This window comes from Streptomyces sp. NPDC059224 (assembly GCF_042754285.1).
GTDB lineage: Bacteria > Actinomycetota > Actinomycetes > Streptomycetales > Streptomycetaceae > Streptomyces.
In genome coordinates, this window is record NZ_JBHZAN010000024.1 from 20982 (window position 1) to 38863 (window position 17882).

Sequence of the window (17882 nt, forward strand, 5' to 3'; positions counted from 1 at the left end):
CGGCGGCAGCGGGAAAGCCGGGGGCTGGGCTCACAGCCCCCGGCTCGTTCCGCGGCACCGCCCTACCGGCCGTACCTCTATTGCAGGCGCCACTTCTGGTTCGCGGCGCCCGTGCACGTCCAGATCTGGGCGCGGGCCCCGTTCGCGGACGAGTTGTCCGTGACATCCAGGCACTTGTCGGCCGCCGCGTTCACCACGTCACCCGTGGCGGCGTTGTACGACCACTGCTGCGCGCCGGTGCCGTTGCAGTCGTACAACTGCACCTTCGCGCCGTTCGCCGTGGAGGCCGAGGTCACGTCGAGGCACTTGCCGAGCGCGCGGACCGAGCCGTCGGACTGCACGGTCCACTGCTGGGCGGTGGAGCCGTTGCAGTCGTAGAGCTGCACGGCCGTGCCGTTGGCGCTCGAACCGCCTGCCACGTCCAGGCACTTGCTCGCGAGCCCCACGAAGGCGCCGCTCTGGCCGCCGCCGCCCGACTGGGTGCCGGACCAGGTGAAGGTCGCCGAGGTCTTGCCGGGCAGCGAGTAGGTGGCGTGCTGGCCACCCCAGTTGACGGTGACGGTCTTGGCCGCGGAGGCGTCGTTGTAGGCGATCAGCGCCTTGGAGCCGTCCGGGTTGCGCCAGGCCACGTTCGGCACGGCGGTGGACGCGGTGGAGGCGATCCGCTGCGCGCCCGGCCGGACGAACTTGGTCAGGTGTCCCATCGTGTAGTACTCGACCGTGTAGTCGACGGTCCCGCTCGCGCCGTCCCCGTTGTGCACGGTGATCAGCCCGGTGCAGGTGCCGCAGCCGCCGTTGTGCGGGCCCATGTTCTGGTCCACGGCCAGCGACCACTTGGTCACCGACTTCGCCCAGTTGCGGGTGTAGTCGATGATGTTGTTCATGTCCTCGCGCTGCTGGTTGGCGATCCAGGTGCCGCCGGAGTGCTCGGTGCCGAAGGCGTCGAGGTCCGGGTACTGGTTGTGCACGGTGGTCTGCTTGTTGATGTCGCCGCCGTACCCGTGCCAGGCGATCCCGCCGAAGTTCGGGTGGTTGCGGATCGCCGCGTCGTCGACGCTCGCGGCCGCGTAGGAGTCGTACACGTCCCAGTTCCAGTCGTGCGCCAGGACCTTGGTGGAGAGCCCGGCGGCCTGGAGCTTCGGCAGCAGCTCGCTCCCCAGGAAGTACTGCAGGCCCGAGGCGTTCCAGCTCATCGACGGATAGCCGGAGCAACAGGTCGGCTCGTTCTGCGGGGTGACGTAGGAGACCTTCACGCCCTGCGCCTGGTAGGCCTGGAGGTACTTCACGAAGTACGAGGCGTAGGCCCCGTAGTCCTCCGACTTCAGCCAGCCCCCGTTGAGCGAGCCGCTGTCCTTCATCCAGGCCGGCGCCGTCCATGGCGAGGCCATGACAGTCAGAGAGGGGTTCAGCTGGAGCGCCTGCTTGGTGAGCGGGACGACGTCCGCGAGGTCGTGGGAGAGGGAGAAGCTGTTGAGGTTCGGGTCGGTCTGCCCGGCGGGTATGTCGTCGTACGTGTACCCGTACCGTGCCAGGTCCGAGGCGCCCATCGGATTGCGCAGGAACGACAGCCCGATCCCGTCCGTGGGGGAGAACAGCTTCTTCATGGTGGCGTCCCGGGTGGCCGGGGACAGCGCCCCGCTGCTGTTCATCAGCCAGGCCGCGGTGTCGGTGAAGGACGCGCCGCCACCGGTGAAGGTCTGGTAGCGGGTGTTCTCGTCGACGGTGATGTTCTCGCCGCTGCCGCCGCTCCCGGACTGGAACGCGAACGGCGTCTGCGCCTGGAGACCGCGGGTGACGTGGCGGCCGCCGGAGTCGTCGGTGGTGGTGAGGTACGCCGTGACCTGCTCACCGGCCGCGTGCGCGGACGGCACGACCGCGCTGAGGCCGGCCACGGTGAGCAGTCCGGCCAAGAGCAGCCGGACCGTGTGGGGGGTGGTTCTCATGGACACATCGCCCTTCCTGACGGGACGTCTTGACGGGGGTGCGAGCCGTTAGTTAACTCACGTCGTGATCTAAGCCATGAGTGAACTGTGAGAGCCCCGAGTGAACCAGAGAGTCGAGGGAAGGTCTATGCCAAGAGCCGCCCTGCTCGTGTCCACCGCCCTACTCGCAGCCCTGATGCCCCTGTCGGCGGCCCGCGCCGCCGACGACCCCGCACCCACTCCCGTCGACCGCTTCGAGGGCGAGGTCCCCTTCGCCTCCCAGCCCGCCGAGGGCATCTTCACCTGGGGAGGCGACAGCGACGACCCGCCCGCCCTCCAGCTCGCCGACCGGGCCGACGCCCCCGAGGGTGCCAAGGTGCTCTCCGGGACCTACGGCATCAGCGGGTACGGCGGCTTCACCCATGACTTCGCCGCCACCGAACCCGCCCACGACTGGTCCGCCCACAAGGGCATCCGCTTCTGGTGGGACGGCCAGGACAACGGCAAGAAGATCGCGTTCGAGATCAAGGACGGCGGCGCCGACGGCGAGGCCTCCGAGCTGTGGACGACGTCCTTCACCGACGACTTCACCGGCTGGAAGCAGATCGAGATCCCCTTCACCGACTTCGTCTACCGCACGGACTACCAGCCCGTCGGCGGCATCGACCACGTCCTCGGCCTGGACCGGATGTGGGGCTACGCGCTCACCCTCCCGGTCGGGCTCCAGGGTCACTTCGCCATGGACGACGTGGAGTTGTACGGCAAGGCCGACCAGTCCCTGCGCGCCTCCGTCTCCACGGACGCGGCCGTCTACCCGGTGCGGGAGGGCCGCACGGCCACGGTGAAGGTCTCCGTGGGCACCACCGGCTCCGCCCCGCTGGACGAGCCGGTCACGGTCTCCTACGAGACAGCCGGTGGCACCGCCACCTCCGGCAAGGACTACTCCCCGGTCTCCGGCACCCTCACCTTCCCGGCCGGCACGGTCTCCGGCGCCACGCAGACCGTCAGGGTGCGCACACTGGACGACCGGTCCGCCGAATCGGCCGAGACCATCCCGCTGAAGCTCACCGTCACCGGCGCCAAGGCCCCCGCCGAGACCCCGCAGGTCGTCGTCGACGCACACGGACTCCCCTATCTGGACAGCAAGTTGCCCGTGAAGAAGCGGGTCGCCGACCTGCTCTCCCGGATGTCCCTGGCCGAGAAGGTCGGCCAGATGACCCAGGCCGAGCGCGGCGCGGTGGGCACCGGCGGTGACGTCGCCGCCTACGACCTCGGCTCGCTGCTCTCCGGCGGCGGCTCGACCCCCACGCCCAACACCGCCGAGGCCTGGGCGAAGATGATCGACGGCTTCCAGCTGCGCGCGCAGGCGACCAGGTTCCAGATCCCGCTGATCTACGGCGTGGACGCGGTGCACGGTCACAACAACCTGGCCGGCGCCACGATCATGCCGCACAACATCGGCATCGGCGCGACCCGCGATGCCGCCCTCGCCGAGGACACCGGCGCGGTGACCGCCGCGGAGGTCCGTGCCACCGGCGTCCCGTGGGACTTCGCCCCCTGCCTCTGTGTCACCCGCGACGAGCGCTGGGGCCGCTCCTACGAGTCCTTCGGTGAGGACCCCGCCCTGGTGAAGTCCATGGAGACCATGATCCAGGGCCTCCAGGGGCGTGCGGACGGACGGGACCTCAAGGACGACGACAAGGTCCTGGCCACCGCGAAGCACTTCGTCGGCGACGGCGGCACCGAGTACGGCTCCTCCACGACCGGTTCGTACACGATCGACCAGGGCGTCACCAAGGTCACCCGGCAGCAGTTGGAGGCCGTCCACCTCGCGCCGTACCAGACCGCGGTCGACCGCGGCATCGGCACGGTCATGCCGTCGTACTCCTCGCTCGACATCGCGGGCGACGGCCTCGGTCCGGTGAAGATGCACGCCCGCGCCGACATGATCAACGGTGTGCTCAAGGGCCGGATGGGCTTCGACGGCTTCGTGATCAGCGACTGGAACGCCATCGACCAGCTCCCCGGCGACTATCCGGCCCATGTCGGCACGGCCGTCAACGCGGGCGTCGACATGATGATGGTCCCCTACAGCTACCAGGACTTCACCAGGACCCTGACCGACGAGGTGAACGCCGGCCGGGTCAGCGTGAAGCGGATCGACGACGCCGTCTCCCGGATCCTCACCCAGAAGGTCAAGCTGGGGCTGTTCGAGCACCCGTACGCCGACACCAGCGGCGCCTCCAAGATCGGCTCCGCCAAGCACCGGGCGGTGGCGCGGCAGGCGGCCGCCGAGTCGCAGGTCCTGCTGAAGAACTCCGGCGGGGTCCTGCCCCTGAGGAAGTCGCAGAGGGTGTACGTCGCCGGGTCCAACGCCGACGACCTGGGCAACCAGACCGGCGGCTGGACCATCACCTGGCAGGGCCAGTCCGGTACCCACACCACGGGCACGACCGTCCTCCAGGGCATGAGGAACGCGGGGGGAGACGTCACCTACTCCAAGGACGCCTCGGCACCGACCAGCGGCTACGACGTCGGTGTGGTCGTCGTCGGCGAGACCCCCTACGCCGAGGGCGTCGGGGACGTCGGCAACGGCAACGACCTGGCCCTGACCCCGGCGGATCAGGCCGCCGTGGACAAGGTGTGCGCGGCCATGAAGTGCGCGGTGCTGATCGTCTCCGGGCGCCCGCAGCTGATCGGCGACCGGCTCGGCGAGATCGACGCCCTGGTGGCGTCCTGGCTGCCGGGCACCGAGGGCGACGGCGTGGCCGACGTGCTCTACGGGAAGAAGGCGTTCACCGGCCAGCTGCCGGTCACCTGGCCGAAGTCCGAGGCCCAGCTGCCGATCAACGTCGGCGACGCCACGTACGACCCGCAGTACCCCTACGGCTGGGGCCTGACGACCCTGACCAAGCCGTCGAAGGGCGGCGAGGCCACCCTGCGGTCGCTCGGCGTCGCGGCGAAGGCCGCGGAACGGACGGGCGCGGACGCAGCCGGCCGGAAGCTGGTCACCAAGGCGCGGCTGCTGGTGCAGGCCGAGATCGGGCAGTCGATCACGGCGGCGGTCTCGAAGCCCTTCGCCGACGCCGACCACCTGCTGCTGACCGGCAGGTACGCGGCGGCGGTGGAGAAGCTGAGGGAGGCGTACGAAGCAGCATAAGAAATGACTGGTTATGGGAGGCTTCGGGTAAATTGCGAAACATGAAGGCCGTGCTGCGGACCCGAACCCGAGGCCTCCCAGGCCTGCTGCTGGCCCTGCTGGTGATCGCCCTCACGGCGTTCGCCCCGCAGGCCACGGCGGTCACCGGTGTCTCGACGATCGCCGCCGCCCTCCGCAAGAGCCCGGTGTACGTCGACCCGGCGGCCGCCGCCCAGCTCTCCACGGCCGAGGCCGACACCCTGGCCCGGCAGATCAAGGACGCGGACAAACCCCTGTTCATCGCCGTCCTGCCGGCCGGCTACCCCACCAAGGACCTGTTCACGGACCTGCGCACCGCCACCGGCGTCACGGGCCTGTACGCGGTCCGGCTCGGTGACCGCTTCGACGCCCGCGCCGACTCCTCGGTGCTGCCCCGGACGGCCGTGCAGAACCTGGTCACCAGCGTCCAGGGCGAGAGCGCGAACACGCAGCTGCGCGACTTCACCGACCGCGCGCTGGCCAACCTCGGCGGCAAGGCCCCCGCGTCCTGGGGCGGCGGTGCGGACGGCTCCGGCGTCTCCGGCGCGGCGCTGATCACGATCGGCGCGGTCGTCGTGGCCGGCGGGGCGGGCGCCTACGCCCTGGTCCGCCGCAACCGCCGGCGTCACCAGGAGGAGCAGCGGGCCGCCCTGGACCGGCTCCGGGTGGTCGTGGACGAGGACATCACCGCCTTCGGCGAGGAGCTGGACCGGCTCGACTTCCAGCCGGGCGAGCCGGGCGCCGACGACACCATGCGCGCGGACTACGAGCGCGCGCTCAACGCCTACGACCAGGCCAAGCAGTACATGGCGGACGCCCGGCGACCGGAGGACGTCCGCGCGGTCACCCAGGCCCTGGAGGACGGCCGCTTCTCCCTGGCGCAGCTGGCCGCCCGGCGCGAGGGCCGCCCGCTCCCGGAGCGCCGGCCGCCCTGCTTCTTCGACCCCCGGCACGGTCCGTCGGTCACGGACGCCACCTGGACCCCGGCCGGCGGCTCGCCCCGCGAGGTCCCGGTCTGCGCGGCCGACGCCACCCGGCTGGCCGACGGCCACGACCCGGCGATCCGCGAGGTCGACACCGACCACGGCCGCCGCCCCTACTGGGAGGCGGGCCCGGCCTACGGCCCCTGGGCGGGCGGCTACTTCGGCGGAGGTCTCCTGCCCGGGCTCCTCATCGGCACCGCCCTGGGCGGCTGGATGTCGGCCCCCGCCTACGCGGCGGACTACGGCACCGGATACGGCGACTTCCAGACCGGCGGCTACCAGGGCGGCGACCTGTCGGGCGCGGACTTCGACCCCGGGGACTTCGGTGACTTCGGCGGTGGCGGCGACTTCGGCGGCGGGGGCGGCGACAGCGGCGACTTCGGCGGCGGTTTCTGAACGCAGGAGGTACGGGCCCGGCGCACGGCGGCGCCGGGCCCGTACCCATGGCTGCTCTACGCGGTGCACGGGGCGTGCGGGGCGTGACTCAGAGCGTCGCCGCCGCGGCGGCGATGGCGGAGGCGAAGGTCGAGACCTCCGAGTAGACGCCGGGGGCGTTGGCCCGGGCGCAGCCGATGCCCCAGCTGACTATGCCGACCTGGATCCACGCGCCGGCGTCGTCCTTGCGGAACATGGGGCCGCCGGAGTCGCCCTGGCAGGTGTCGACGCCGCCCGCCGCGTAGCCGGCGCAGATCTCGTCGCTCGCCACCAGGCCGCTGTAGCCGCTGTAGGAGCGGCAGGTGGCGTCGCTGACGAACGGCACGGTCGCCTTGAGGAGGTAGCGCTGCTGGGCGCCGCCCTCGGTGGCCGAACCCCAGCCGGCGATGGTGAAGGTGCCGGTGTTGTACGTCGTGGTGGTGGCGATGGGCAGCGTCGTCAGGTTGACGGGCGAGGCGAGCTTGATGAGCGCCCAGTCCTTGCCGTTGCCGTTGTAGCCGGGGGCCCGGTAGACGTAGGTGGACCTGACCTGGACCCGGCCGGTGGTCGACTGGAGGTCCACGGCGCCGGCGGTGGCCGTGATGCTGGTGTTGGCGCCGGTGCGGCTCACGCAGTGGGCGGCGGTGAGCACGATCTGTGGGGTGTAGAGCGCGCCGCCGCAGCCCATGGAGAGCCGGACCATGAACGGGAACTCGCCCTGCGTGGCCCGGGTCCCGCCGACCACGGGTGCCGGGGCGGCCTGCGCGGCGGAGACGGGCTGAAGACTGACGACCGCGAGGACGGCCGCACCGGCGACCGCGCATCTCCTGAGCACCTTGAGGAGGTTCTTCAACGTGGTGCCTTCCGTGGGGAGTGGTGACGTGTGCATGTCAACAAGGAAGGTTGTGAGCCGTAAAGGAATACCCATGTGCTGGCATGCGCTCGTCAAATTCGGTTGCTGGATTATGGGAACGCCGTGGGTGTTCACACAAGGGGTCCGATCCGGCCAGTACCCGGCCCGTGATCCAGTCGTGGCACAGCACTTGACGCGGCGTGCTTGCGGCGGAAGCCCCCCTGCGCAGGCTGGACAGCCTCACAGCCTCACAGCCTCACAGCCTCACAGCCTCACAGCCTCACAGCCTCACAGCCTCACAGCCTCCGGCCCTCGGTCGACGTGCGCCGGGTGGCGGAGCCGACCCCATGCCGGCTGCATGCGTCCCGCAGGTCTCGCGGAGGTGGCCGCCGCCCGGGCGCCTTCGACGCCCGGGGCGGGCGGGTACCAGGTGATCCTCGGGCTGGTCACGGCCCGCACCGGAAGGGCCGGGCCGCCGGTCCGGCGGCCGCCCTGGCCGGCCCGGCCACGGACACGACCGCGCGCCCGGCCTCCGTGCGGGAAAGGGGAGGGCGGGCGCTACGGACGGAGGGGAGCGGAGGCCGCGGGCGAGACCGCGGGTCCGCGCCGCCGGGTCACGCGTTCTTGATCGCGGAGATGTCGAAGTTCAGCTTGATCTTGTCGGAGACCAGGACGCCGCCGGTCTCCAGTGCCGCGTTCCAGGTCACGCCCCAGTCGGAGCGCTTGATCTCGGCCTTGCCCTCGAAGCCGACGCGGTCGTTGCCGAACGGGTCCTTGGCCGCGCCGTTGAACTCCAGATCGATGGTGACCGGCTTGGTGACACCGAGGATCGTCAGGTCGCCGGTGATGCGGTAGTCGTCGCCGCCGAGCGCCTCCGCCTTGGTGGAGCGGAAGGTCATCGTCGGGAACTCGTCCGTCTTGAAGAAGTCCGCGGACTTCAGGTGACCGTCGCGGTCCGGGCTGCCCGTGGTGATGCTGTCCATCACGATGTCGAGGGAGGCGGTGGACTTCGCCGGGTCCGAGCCGTCCAGGTGCAGCGTGCCCTCGAACTGCTGGAAGCTGCCCTTGACGTTGGTGACCATCGCGTGGCGGGCCACGAAACCGAGCGTGGTGTGCGCCGGGTCGACCGTGTAGTCGCCGGTCAGCGCGGCGGTGTCGGCGCCGGGGACGGTGGCGGCGTCGTCGTTCTTGCGGCCGAAGATACCCATGAGGTGCTCCTTGAGGGGGACGGATCGCTGATGTTTAACGTTCAACGAACTCAACGACGCCTACCGTAACCCTATTCCGTACAACATTCAACATCATCGGTTCGCGTGTCGCGCTCATCACGCACCGTAATGGCATGTGGGGTGGATCGCCACGTGGTGTGAGGGTGTGGCGGGGGTGCGGTTAGGCTCGGAGGGGGACGGGGCGGCAGGGGGCGGAGCCCGCCGTCCGGGGGGCCCGTCACTCCTGGGGTGGTACGGGCCGCCCGTGAATGTGAGCCGTGTCTCAGGTCCTGCCTTTGTGGCACCCCTACAACGCCACGGCCCCCTGAGCAGTTGGAACGGCTGCATGCGGTTCTGGTTCTGTTCAGTGCTTCCAGGAAAACGCGTCGGAGACTGTACGGAGTCGACGTCTCACAATCCTTGGTGTCCTTCGTAAGGTCGCTACATGACCGTTTTGGAAGAGACGACGGGTGAGCCCACCGGTGAGCCGACGGACGCGCGCGGGCGGGTAGCCGAGCTGCACGAGATCCGTGCGGTGGCCGTGGCGGGACCCAGCGAGAAGGCGACCGAGGCGCAGCATGCCAAGGGCAAGCTGACGGCCCGGGAGCGCATCGAGCTGCTCCTGGACCCGGACTCCTTCCAGGAGGTCGAGCAGCTGCGCCGGCACCGCGCGGTCGGTTTCGGCCTGGAGGCCAAGAAGCCCTACTCCGACGGCGTCATCACCGGCTGGGGCACCGTCGAGGGCCGTACGGTCTTCGTCTACGCCCATGACTTCCGGATCTTCGGCGGCGCGCTGGGCGAGGCTCACGCCACCAAGATCCACAAGATCATGGACATGGCCATCGCGGCCGGCGCCCCGCTGGTCTCCCTCAACGACGGCGCCGGCGCCCGTATCCAGGAGGGCGTCTCCGCGCTCGCCGGCTACGGCGGCATCTTCCAGCGCAACACCAAGGCGTCCGGTGTCATCCCGCAGATCTCCGTGATGCTCGGCCCGTGCGCGGGCGGCGCGGCCTACAGCCCCGCCCTCACCGACTTCGTGTTCATGGTCCGCGAGACCTCGCAGATGTTCATCACCGGCCCGGACGTCGTCAAGGCGGTCACCGGCGAGGAGATCACCCAGAACGGCCTCGGCGGCGCCGACGTGCACGCCGAGACCTCCGGCGTCTGCCACTTCGCGTACGACGACGAGGAGACCTGCATCGCGGAGGTCCGCTACCTCCTCTCCCTCCTCCCGCAGAACAACCGCGAGAACCCGCCGCGGGCCGACTCCACGGACCCCGTCGACCGTCGCAGCGACGTCCTGCTCGACCTCGTCCCGGCCGACGGCAACCGGCCGTACGACATGACCAAGGTCATCGAGGAGATCGTCGACGACGGCGAGTACCTGGAGGTCCACGAGCGCTGGGCGCGGAACATCATCTGCGCGCTGGCCCGGATCGACGGCCAGGTGGTCGGCATCGTCGCCAACCAGCCGCAGGTCCTCGCCGGTGTCCTGGACATCGAGGCGAGCGAAAAAGCTGCGCGCTTTGTGCAGATGTGTGACGCTTTCAATGTTCCGATCGTCACCTTCCTGGACGTACCGGGCTTCCTCCCCGGCGTCGACCAGGAGCACGGCGGGATCATCCGTCACGGCGCGAAGCTCCTCTACGCCTACTGCAACGCGACCGTGCCCCGGATCTCCCTCATCCTGCGCAAGGCGTACGGAGGTGCCTACATCGTCATGGACTCCCAGTCGATCGGTGCCGACCTGACGTACGCCTGGCCGACGAACGAGATCGCGGTCATGGGCGCCGAGGGCGCGGCCAACGTGATCTTCCGCCGGCAGATCGCCGCAGCCGAGGACCCCGAGGCCATGCGGCAGAAGATGGTCAAGGAGTACAAGGCCGAGCTCATGCACCCCTACTACGCGGCCGAGCGCGGCCTGGTCGACGACGTCATCGACCCGGCCGAGACCCGCGAGGTGCTCGCCAGGTCGCTGGCGATGCTGCACACCAAGCACGCCGACCTGCCGTCCCGTAAGCACGGCAACCCCCCGCAGTAATCCTGCGGAAACCTCTCTCACGGAGACTGAAGCCATGAACTTCCCTGACATTCGCGTGGAGAAGGGCAACGCGGACCCGGAGGAAGTCGCCGCCATAACGGCGGTCCTCCTGGCCCGCGCGGCCGCCCGGCCGACCGCCGACGACACCGAGCAGACCCACCGAGGCCGCGCGAAGGCCGGCTGGCGCCGCCTGGAACGCGAGAACGGCTTCCGCGCCCCGCACAGCTGGCACGGCTAGGCCGCGCCGCCGGCCCCGGCCGGTACGCAGGAGAAGGGCCCCTCTCACTCGAGAGGGGCCCTTCTCCGTGGGCGCCAACGACCGCCGACACGGCGGGGAATGAACTCGGGCCCCTTCGAGGAAGGGGCCCGTACCGCGCCCCGACGGGGGCGCGAGGAACTGCGCGACAGGCCACGAACCACCCGCGGCCGGCGTACTGCCGGCCGTGGCGGCCCGGCCGCCGAACTACCGCAGGCGAGCCATCAAGGCGTGCTCCACCAGCGTGATCAGCGCCGACTTCGCATCGGCACGGTGCCGGGCGTCCGTCGTGATGATCGGGGTATCGGGACCGATCTGGAGCGCCTCGCGGACCTCTTCGGGGTTGTACGGCTGGCTGCCGTCGAAACCGTTGAGGGCGACGACGAACGGCAGACCCGAGTTCTCGAAGTAGTCGACCGCGGGGAAGCAGTCGGCGAGGCGACGGGTGTCCACCAGGACGATGGCGCCGATGGCACCGCGTACCAGGTCGTCCCACATGAACCAGAAGCGGTCCTGGCCGGGCGTGCCGAACAGGTACAGGATCAGGTCCTGGTCGAGCGTGATACGTCCGAAGTCCATGGCGACCGTGGTGGTCGTCTTGTCCCCGGTGTGGGTGAGGTCGTCGATGCCGGCCGACGCGGACGTCATCACGGCCTCTGTGCGCAGCGGGTTGATCTCCGAGACGGCACCGACGAACGTGGTCTTGCCCACGCCGAAGCCGCCCGCCACCACGATCTTCGCGGAAGTGGTGGAGCGGGAAGGACCGCCGCTAGAGCTTGCGAAGTCCACTGAGCACCCTTTCGAGCAGTGTCACGTCTGGCTGGCCGCCGGCGCTCTCGTCGCCGCCGGGCTGATGGATGGCGACCAGGCCCGCCTCCGCCAAGTCGGCGACGAGGATCCTGGCCACGCCGAGAGGGATCGACAGGAGGGCCGAGACTTCGGCCACCGACTTGATCTCCCGGCAGAGGTTGCAGATCCGCTGATGCTCGGGCAGTTGGCCCTGCATCTGGTGCGGCTGCGCGGTGGTGTGCACCAGTGCCTCGATGGCGAGCTGGTACCGCGGGCGGGTCCGGCCACCGGTCATGGCGTACGGACGCACCAAGGGGTTGTTCGCCCCCGAGGCCGGCGCCGGCTCGGGACGGCGCTGTGGCTGCACCGGCTGGATACGGGGCGCCGGCGGCTGGTCGTACGGTGACGGGCCGGGGCCCTGCGGGGCGTACGGCTGCCGGTGGCTCGGGGTGGAGGGGAAGTTGTACCGGTTCGCGGAACCGTCGCCCTGGCCCTGCGCAGGACCGTACGACCAGTTGCCGTTATTCGAACCGCCTGGGGGTGTTGCCACTTTCTCTCCTCCTCCGACCGTGCCGGGCACCGTTCCCTATGGAGCCGCGTCCCGAAACCTTACGGCCCCGGGACGCCAAAACGCACCGTCTGGCCGTTAGTTGAGAAGGCTTCCCTGGAGTTCCTGGCGCAGATCCGGGGTAAGAACCGTGCCCGCACGGTCCACCAAAAGGGCCATCTCATACCCAATCAGACCGATGTCGGCCTCCGGGTGGGCCAGAACGGCCAAGGAGGACCCATCGGAAATGGACATGATGAACAGGAACCCCCGCTCCATCTCCACAACTGTCTGATTCACGCTGCCTCCCTCGAAAATCCGGGAGGCGCCTGCCGTCAGAGACGTCAGACCGGAGGCGACGGCCGCGAGCTGGTCGGCGCGGTCGCGGGGGAAGCCTTCGGACATCGCCAGAAGGAGTCCGTCGGCGGAGACCACCACCGTGTGGGACACCCCCGGGGTGTTGTCCACGAAGTTGGTGATCAACCAGTTCAGGTTCTGTGCCGCCTGGCTCATCGGGCTCACACTAACGCTCCTGGTTGTAGGTGCTGTCAGGACCACTGTGCTGATTCCTAGTGGCCTGGCCGTTCGTTTCACTGCCTGCGTTGCGCCCGCGCTGGACGCCCCTGCGCAGGTTGCTCAGCCTGCCCCGGACATCCTCCGGGGCGCGGGAGACCTGTGGGCCTCCCTGAGGGGTGTTCTCGGCGGCTCCCTCGACCAGGTTGGCCTTGGGAACCCGCCTCGGCAGGCCGGAGGAGGTGACTCCGCCCGCCTTCGGCTTGCGCAGTGCCGAGGCCTGCTGCCAGCGTTCGTCGTTCGCCGAACGCCAGTTGCTGTCTCCGCCGGCCGCCGGAGCGGAGGCCGCCGGAGCCGAGGACGCGGCCGGAGCCTGCTGTGCGGGAACCGTGCCGTTCGGGCCGCCGGATCCACGGCGGGGCAGTCCGGCGTCGGTCAGCTGGTGGCCGGCGGCTGGGGCCGCTCCCGGGCGGTCGAAGCCTACGCCGTTCCGCTCCTCCACGTCACCGGCCTGCGCTGATTCCGCTTCCGGAGCGTACTGGGCCGGGTAACCGTTCTGGTAGCCGTCCTGCCGCTGCCCCTGCTGTGGCCAGTCGTCCTGGTAGGGCTGCTCCCCGAACCCCTGGAAGGACTCGGACGTGGCGGCGGGCGCGGCCGACGGCTCTTCCTGGGCCGGTTCCGGATAGGCCGGTTCCGGGTAACCGCCGTTGGTCGTGAAGGCCTCCGGCGAGAACGTGTCGTGCTGCGGCAGGCCGCCGTTCGGCGCGTAGTACTGCTCGTCGTACGCGCCCTGCGACTGTTCCTGGTACTGCTGCCCGGCGTCGAAGCCCGTGGGCTGTTCCTGGAAGCCCGTCCCGCTGCTGTCGTAGCCCTGCCGGCCTCTGTCGAACTCGTCGACGTACGCCGGGATCTCGGCCGTCTCCTGGGGGTTCTGCGGCAGCTGTCCGGCGTTCGGGGGCTGTGCCTGGGCCTCCAGGGCCGCACGTCGCTCCTCACGCATCAGCGAGCGGCCGACGGGGTCCAGGTCGCGGATGTCGTCGGGGACCTCCACGTAACGGCTGTCGTCGAAGCCCAGCTCGGCCGCCGTGCGCATCGGCTGGAGCTGCGGCTGCTGGCTGAAGTTCTCGGCCTGGAACTGCTGCTCCGGGATGATCTGCGAGACGGTGAACTCGTCGCGGTCCAGCTGGTGTTCGCCACCGCCACCGTGGGTGATGGCATCCGGCAGCATGACCAGTGAGGTGGTGCCGGCCTGCTCGCCGGAGGGGCGCAGCTGGACCCGGATGCCGTGCCGGTCGGAGAGCCGGCCGACCACGAAGAGGCCCATGCGCTGGGAGATCGCGGCGTCCACGGTCGGTGGGTTGGCCAGCTTGTGGTTGATGTCCGCGAAGTCCTCGGCGGTGAGGCCGATGCCCTTGTCGTGGATCTCGATCATGATACGGCCGTCGGGGAGACGGGTCGCGGTGACGCGGACCTTCGTCTGCGGCGAGGAGAACGTGGTGGCGTTCTCCAGCAGCTCCGCCAGCAGGTGCACGAGGTCGGTGACCGCGCGGCCGTGGATCTCGGCCTCCGGGACGCCGGAGAGCTCGATGCGCTCGTACTGCTCCACCTCGGAGGAGGCGGCGCGCAGCACGTCGACCAGCGGGACCGGCTGGTCCCAGCGGCGGCCGGGCTCCTCGCCGGCGAGGACCAGGAGGTTCTCGCCGTTGCGGCGCATACGGGTCGCGAGGTGGTCCAGCCGGAAGAGGTTCTCCAGCTGGTCCGGGTCGGCCTCGTTGTTCTCCAGGTCGGTGATCAGGGTCAGCTGGCCCTCGATGAGCGACTGGTTGCGGCGCGAGAGGTTGGTGAAGATCGCGTTGATGTTGCCCCGCAGCAGGGCCTGTTCGGCGGCGAGCCGGACGGCCTCGCGGTGGACCTGGTCGAAGGCGCGGGCGACTTCGCCGATCTCGTCGGTCGAGGTGATCGGGATCGGCGCCACCCGGGTGTCGACCCGGCCGGGGTCGGTGCGGGAGAGCTGGTCGACCAGCATCGGCAGGCGCTGCTCGGCGATGCCGAAGGCGGCGTTGCGCAGCTGGCGCATGGAGCGGGACATCTGGCGGGCCACCATGCCGGCCAGGATGAACGCGGCGAGCAGGGCGACCACGACCGCGGCACCGGTGATGAACGCGTCCGTCTTCGCGTTGTCGGCGATGTCGGAGGCCTCGCTCACCGCCTTGTCGGCCATGTCCGACTCGATCGTCCGGTAGGCCTGGTACTTGAGGGTGTTGACCGTCCACCAGTTCTCGGCGGTCACGCCCTGCGAGGCCAGTGCCTGGCGGGTGCTGGTGTCGGTGTCCTGCAGCGTCGCCAGCGCCTGGACCATCGCGTTGTCCTTGGACGGCGGGGCCACGTAGTTCGGGTCCTTGGCCTTGGCCTGCTGGACCAGGGCCGCGCCTTCGGACTTGATCTTCGTCTGCAGGTCGGCCAGCTTCTGCGCGTCCGCCTCGGTACCGCCGCCCAGGTACTCCTCGACGGCGATGCCTTCGAGGTAGGCGTACGAGGAGAGGGCGACCCGCTGGCTGGCCAGGTTGCCGGCGTCCGGGCCGGGCTTTATCAGCAGGTGCATGCCGATGGAGCGCTCCAGCGACAGGGCCGCCTTGGTGAGCGAGATGGCGTAGACGGTACGGCCGTAGGAGGTGATGTTTCCGGTGCCCAGGCCGAGCTCGTTGGCGAACTCCATCAGGGGATGGGCGACCTCGACGTATCCCTCTTCGGTCTGTACACCGGTGAGCTTCGTGGTGTACGCGAACCCGCGCAGCTTCGTGAGGGTGGGCTCCGCCTCGCGGAAGAGCTTCAGGCGGCGCTCCAGGCCGGCCTTCCGCGGCATGTTCTGCGCGGCCGCGTCGAAGGCCGCGGCAGCCTTGTCGGTGTTGGCGCGGGCGTCGGACACCGTCTTCTTGTCGGCGGCGTTCTGCAGCGGGCCCTTGAGCAGGGGAGCCGCGGTGACGTCACGCTCCTGGTAGAGGGCGTCGGCGTAGGTCAGGGAGGCGCGGACCAGGCGCGCGGTGTTCTCCGCGTCGCGCGCCTCGTTCCAGGTGTCGATGGAGCTCTTCACCTGGAAGCCGCCCATGACCAGACCGACGACCACGGGTATGAGCAGAATCGCGTTCAGCCTGGTCGGCACTCGCCAGTTGCGCGGCGAGAAACGGCCGCCGCTCTTCGCGGGTGCGGCCGGTGGTGGTTCCGCGGCTGGCACAGGGGTGGGCGCCGCAGCACGCGGCGGCGGGGTGAAGTTTCCCCGCGCCGACGGCTCGGGACCGTTCTTGCTTCGCCTCACTCGACCAACAACCTCTCGGCGGCGGGCACCTGTCGTCGTGCCGCAGTCTCTCAGAGCCCGGTGTGTCTCAGACCACTACTCAGTACGTCCTTGACTAATGGGCAGTTCAGGCATTCCAGCATGGGGGCCTGCGCACTTCCAAACAGTGGAAAGCGGGGGAGTGCGGTGTTGTAAGGCCCAGATAAAACGGTCATAAAGAGCGAGCCCCGCCAAAAGACGGGGCTGTTGTGAGCGCAGCGGTACCGCGCGACCGCGACGCGTGGCGATACCACCCGATTCCTCTGCCGAAACGTTATGAACACCGGAGCCGACCGTGTCAAAGGCCACAGCCGGCTCCGGTTTCCGTACGGCAACTGCCGTACACCATGTACGACTTGGGTGCTACCGCAGCCGTGCCATGAGGGCGTGCTCCACCAGCGTGATCAGCGCACTCTTGGCATCGGCACGGTGCCGGGCGTCCGTCGTGATGATCGGCGCGTCCGGGCCGATCTGCAGCGCCTCGCGCACCTCTTCGGGCGTGTACGGCTGGTGCCCGTCGAAGCCGTTGAGGGCTATGACGAACGGCAGACCGCTGTTCTCGAAGTAGTCGACCGCGGGGAAGCAGTCGGCGAGGCGACGGGTGTCCACCAGGACGACGGCGCCGATGGCACCGCGTACCAGGTCGTCCCACATGAACCAGAAGCGGTCCTGGCCGGGCGTGCCGAACAGGTACAGGATCAGGTCCTGGTCGAGCGTGATACGTCCGAAGTCCATGGCCACCGTGGTGGTGGTCTTGTCCCCGGTGTGGGTCAGGTCGTCGATGCCCGCCGAGGCGGACGTCATCACGGCCTCCGTGCGCAGCGGGTTGATCTCGGAGACCGCTCCCACGAACGTGGTCTTGCCGACGCCGAAGCCGCCCGCCACCACGATCTTCGCGGAGGTGGTGGCCCGACCTCCGTCAGAGCTTGCGAAGTCCACTGAGCACCCTTTCGAGCAGCGTCACGTCAGGTGCGCCACCGTTGTTCTCGTCGCCGCCCGGCTGGTGGATGGCGACCAGGCCGGCCTCGGCGAGGTCGGCCACCAGGATCCGGGCCACACCGAGCGGCATGGCGAGCAGTGCCGAGACCTCGGCTACCGACTTCACCTCACGGCACAGGTGGCAGATGCGCTGGTGCTCCGGGAGCAGCCCCATGAGCGCTGCCGGGTCGGCCGTCGTGCTGATCAGCGCCTCGATGGCGAGCTGATAGCGCGGCCGGGTCCGGCCGCCGGTCATCGCGTAAGGACGTACCAGCGGCTGGTCGCCCTCGTCCCCGTACGGCTCCGCGTACGGATCATGAGAGGCGGTGGGCGGGGTCATCGTTCCTCCGGGCGGGACAGCAAGTCGGTCAGTCGTGCCGTCGGACGTGGCCGGTGGGGGGATTGTGGCGGCCGGACGGTGATTTGGTGAGGCGGGTTGGATCCGGGCTGTCAGTGGAGCAGACTGCCTTGCAGTTCGGCACGCAGGTCGGGCGTGAGCACCGCGCCCGCGCGGTCGACCAGGAGCGCCATCTCGTAGCCGACGAGGCCGATGTCGCACTCGGGGTGGGCCAGGACCGCGAGGGACGACCCGTCCGAGACGGACATCAGGAACAGAAAGCCGCGTTCCATCTCCACGACCGTCTGCGCCACGTCGCCGCCCTCGAAGATCCGGGACGCCCCGGCCGTCAACGAGGTGAGCCCGGACGCGACGGCCGCCAGCTGGTCGGCTCGGTCGCGGGGGAAGCCTTCGGACATCGCCAGAAGGAGTCCGTCGGCGGACACGACGACGGTGTGGGACACACCTGGTGTGTTGTCCACGAAGTTGGTGATCAACCAGTTCAGGTTCTGTGCCGCCTGGCTCATCGGAC

Annotated in this window: 14 protein-coding genes; 4 read left to right on the forward strand and 10 right to left on the reverse strand. The window is 69.7% G+C overall.

What is annotated here, in order from left to right; translation table 11 throughout:
- Positions 1–77 precede the first annotated feature (77 nt).
- Complete coding sequence (locus ACFXI4_RS26190) at positions 78–1943, reverse strand: ricin-type beta-trefoil lectin domain protein (protein ID WP_384995248.1); 1866 nt, start codon at positions 1941–1943, stop codon at positions 78–80.
- Between the two features lie 127 nt (positions 1944–2070).
- Here ACFXI4_RS26190 and ACFXI4_RS26195 point away from each other — a divergent pair, with 127 nt between their 5' ends.
- A complete protein-coding gene (locus tag ACFXI4_RS26195; RefSeq protein WP_384995250.1) occupies positions 2071–5082 on the forward strand; it encodes a glycoside hydrolase family 3 N-terminal domain-containing protein in 3012 nt (1003 codons plus the stop codon).
- Between the two features lie 41 nt (positions 5083–5123).
- Positions 5124–6479, forward strand: a complete 1356-nt coding sequence (locus tag ACFXI4_RS26200) for a hypothetical protein (protein WP_384995253.1) — start codon at positions 5124–5126, stop codon at positions 6477–6479.
- 88 nt (positions 6480–6567) lie between these two features.
- Here the strand turns inward: ACFXI4_RS26200 and ACFXI4_RS26205 are convergent, their stop codons facing one another.
- Both ACFXI4_RS26205 and ACFXI4_RS26210 read right to left on the reverse strand, forming a co-directional pair.
- On the reverse strand, positions 6568–7350 hold the full coding sequence (locus ACFXI4_RS26205) for a serine protease (RefSeq protein WP_384995489.1): 783 nt from the start codon (positions 7348–7350) through the stop codon (positions 6568–6570).
- 614 nt (positions 7351–7964) lie between these two features.
- A complete protein-coding gene (locus tag ACFXI4_RS26210; protein ID WP_384995256.1) occupies positions 7965–8558 on the reverse strand; it encodes a YceI family protein in 594 nt (197 codons plus the stop codon).
- A 445-nt stretch (positions 8559–9003) separates the two neighbouring features.
- Between ACFXI4_RS26210 and ACFXI4_RS26215 the strand changes: the two genes are divergently transcribed.
- A complete protein-coding gene (locus ACFXI4_RS26215) occupies positions 9004–10599 on the forward strand; it encodes an acyl-CoA carboxylase subunit beta (RefSeq protein WP_362729974.1) in 1596 nt (531 codons plus the stop codon).
- Between the two features lie 34 nt (positions 10600–10633).
- Entirely contained in the window at positions 10634–10837 is a 204-nt protein-coding gene (locus ACFXI4_RS26220; protein WP_384995259.1) for an acyl-CoA carboxylase subunit epsilon, read from the forward strand.
- A 225-nt stretch (positions 10838–11062) separates the two neighbouring features.
- On the opposite strand, the gene ACFXI4_RS26225 is transcribed toward ACFXI4_RS26220, so the two are convergent.
- From ACFXI4_RS26225 to ACFXI4_RS26255, 7 genes are all read right to left on the reverse strand, one after another.
- Complete coding sequence (locus tag ACFXI4_RS26225) at positions 11063–11644, reverse strand: ATP/GTP-binding protein (protein ID WP_123973912.1); 582 nt, start codon at positions 11642–11644, stop codon at positions 11063–11065.
- A complete protein-coding gene (locus ACFXI4_RS26230) occupies positions 11625–12194 on the reverse strand; it encodes a DUF742 domain-containing protein (RefSeq protein WP_362724264.1) in 570 nt (189 codons plus the stop codon). The genes ACFXI4_RS26225 and ACFXI4_RS26230 overlap by 20 nt, the downstream gene beginning before the upstream one ends.
- Positions 12195–12290: 96 nt before the next feature.
- Positions 12291–12704 (reverse strand): roadblock/LC7 domain-containing protein, encoded by a 414-nt coding sequence (locus ACFXI4_RS26235; protein WP_362724269.1) that lies wholly within the window; start codon positions 12702–12704, stop codon positions 12291–12293.
- A gap of 10 nt (positions 12705–12714) precedes the next feature.
- Entirely contained in the window at positions 12715–16017 is a 3303-nt protein-coding gene (locus tag ACFXI4_RS26240; protein ID WP_384995263.1) for a nitrate- and nitrite sensing domain-containing protein, read from the reverse strand.
- A 381-nt stretch (positions 16018–16398) separates the two neighbouring features.
- Positions 16399–16974 carry an ATP/GTP-binding protein gene (locus ACFXI4_RS26245; protein WP_046729249.1) on the reverse strand — a complete coding sequence of 192 codons (576 nt, stop codon included), beginning with the start codon at positions 16972–16974 and terminating at the stop codon, positions 16399–16401.
- Positions 16955–17353: a DUF742 domain-containing protein gene (locus tag ACFXI4_RS26250; RefSeq protein WP_019058642.1), complete on the reverse strand. Its 399-nt coding sequence runs from the start codon at positions 17351–17353 to the stop codon at positions 16955–16957. Before ACFXI4_RS26250 ends, ACFXI4_RS26245 begins: the two co-directional genes overlap by 20 nt.
- A 110-nt stretch (positions 17354–17463) precedes the next feature.
- Positions 17464–17877 (reverse strand): roadblock/LC7 domain-containing protein, encoded by a 414-nt coding sequence (locus tag ACFXI4_RS26255; protein WP_005479910.1) that lies wholly within the window; start codon positions 17875–17877, stop codon positions 17464–17466.
- Positions 17878–17882: the final 5 nt, after the last annotated feature.

Excerpts from the sequence above, each read along its gene's own strand:
- ACFXI4_RS26190 (WP_384995248.1), bottom strand. The coding sequence starts at position 1,943 with ATGAGAACCACCCCCCACACGGTCCGGCTGCTCTTGGCCGGACTGCTC.
- ACFXI4_RS26195 (WP_384995250.1), top strand. The coding sequence starts at position 2,071 with ATGCCAAGAGCCGCCCTGCTCGTGTCCACCGCCCTACTCGCAGCCCTG.
- ACFXI4_RS26200 (WP_384995253.1), top strand. The coding sequence starts at position 5,124 with ATGAAGGCCGTGCTGCGGACCCGAACCCGAGGCCTCCCAGGCCTGCTG.
- ACFXI4_RS26210 (WP_384995256.1), bottom strand. The coding sequence starts at position 8,558 with ATGGGTATCTTCGGCCGCAAGAACGACGACGCCGCCACCGTCCCCGGC.
- ACFXI4_RS26215 (WP_362729974.1), top strand. The coding sequence starts at position 9,004 with ATGACCGTTTTGGAAGAGACGACGGGTGAGCCCACCGGTGAGCCGACG.
- ACFXI4_RS26220 (WP_384995259.1), top strand. The coding sequence starts at position 10,634 with ATGAACTTCCCTGACATTCGCGTGGAGAAGGGCAACGCGGACCCGGAG.
- ACFXI4_RS26235 (WP_362724269.1), bottom strand. The coding sequence starts at position 12,704 with ATGAGCCAGGCGGCACAGAACCTGAACTGGTTGATCACCAACTTCGTG.
- ACFXI4_RS26250 (WP_019058642.1), bottom strand. The coding sequence starts at position 17,353 with ATGACCCCGCCCACCGCCTCTCATGATCCGTACGCGGAGCCGTACGGG.
- ACFXI4_RS26255 (WP_005479910.1), bottom strand. The coding sequence starts at position 17,877 with ATGAGCCAGGCGGCACAGAACCTGAACTGGTTGATCACCAACTTCGTG.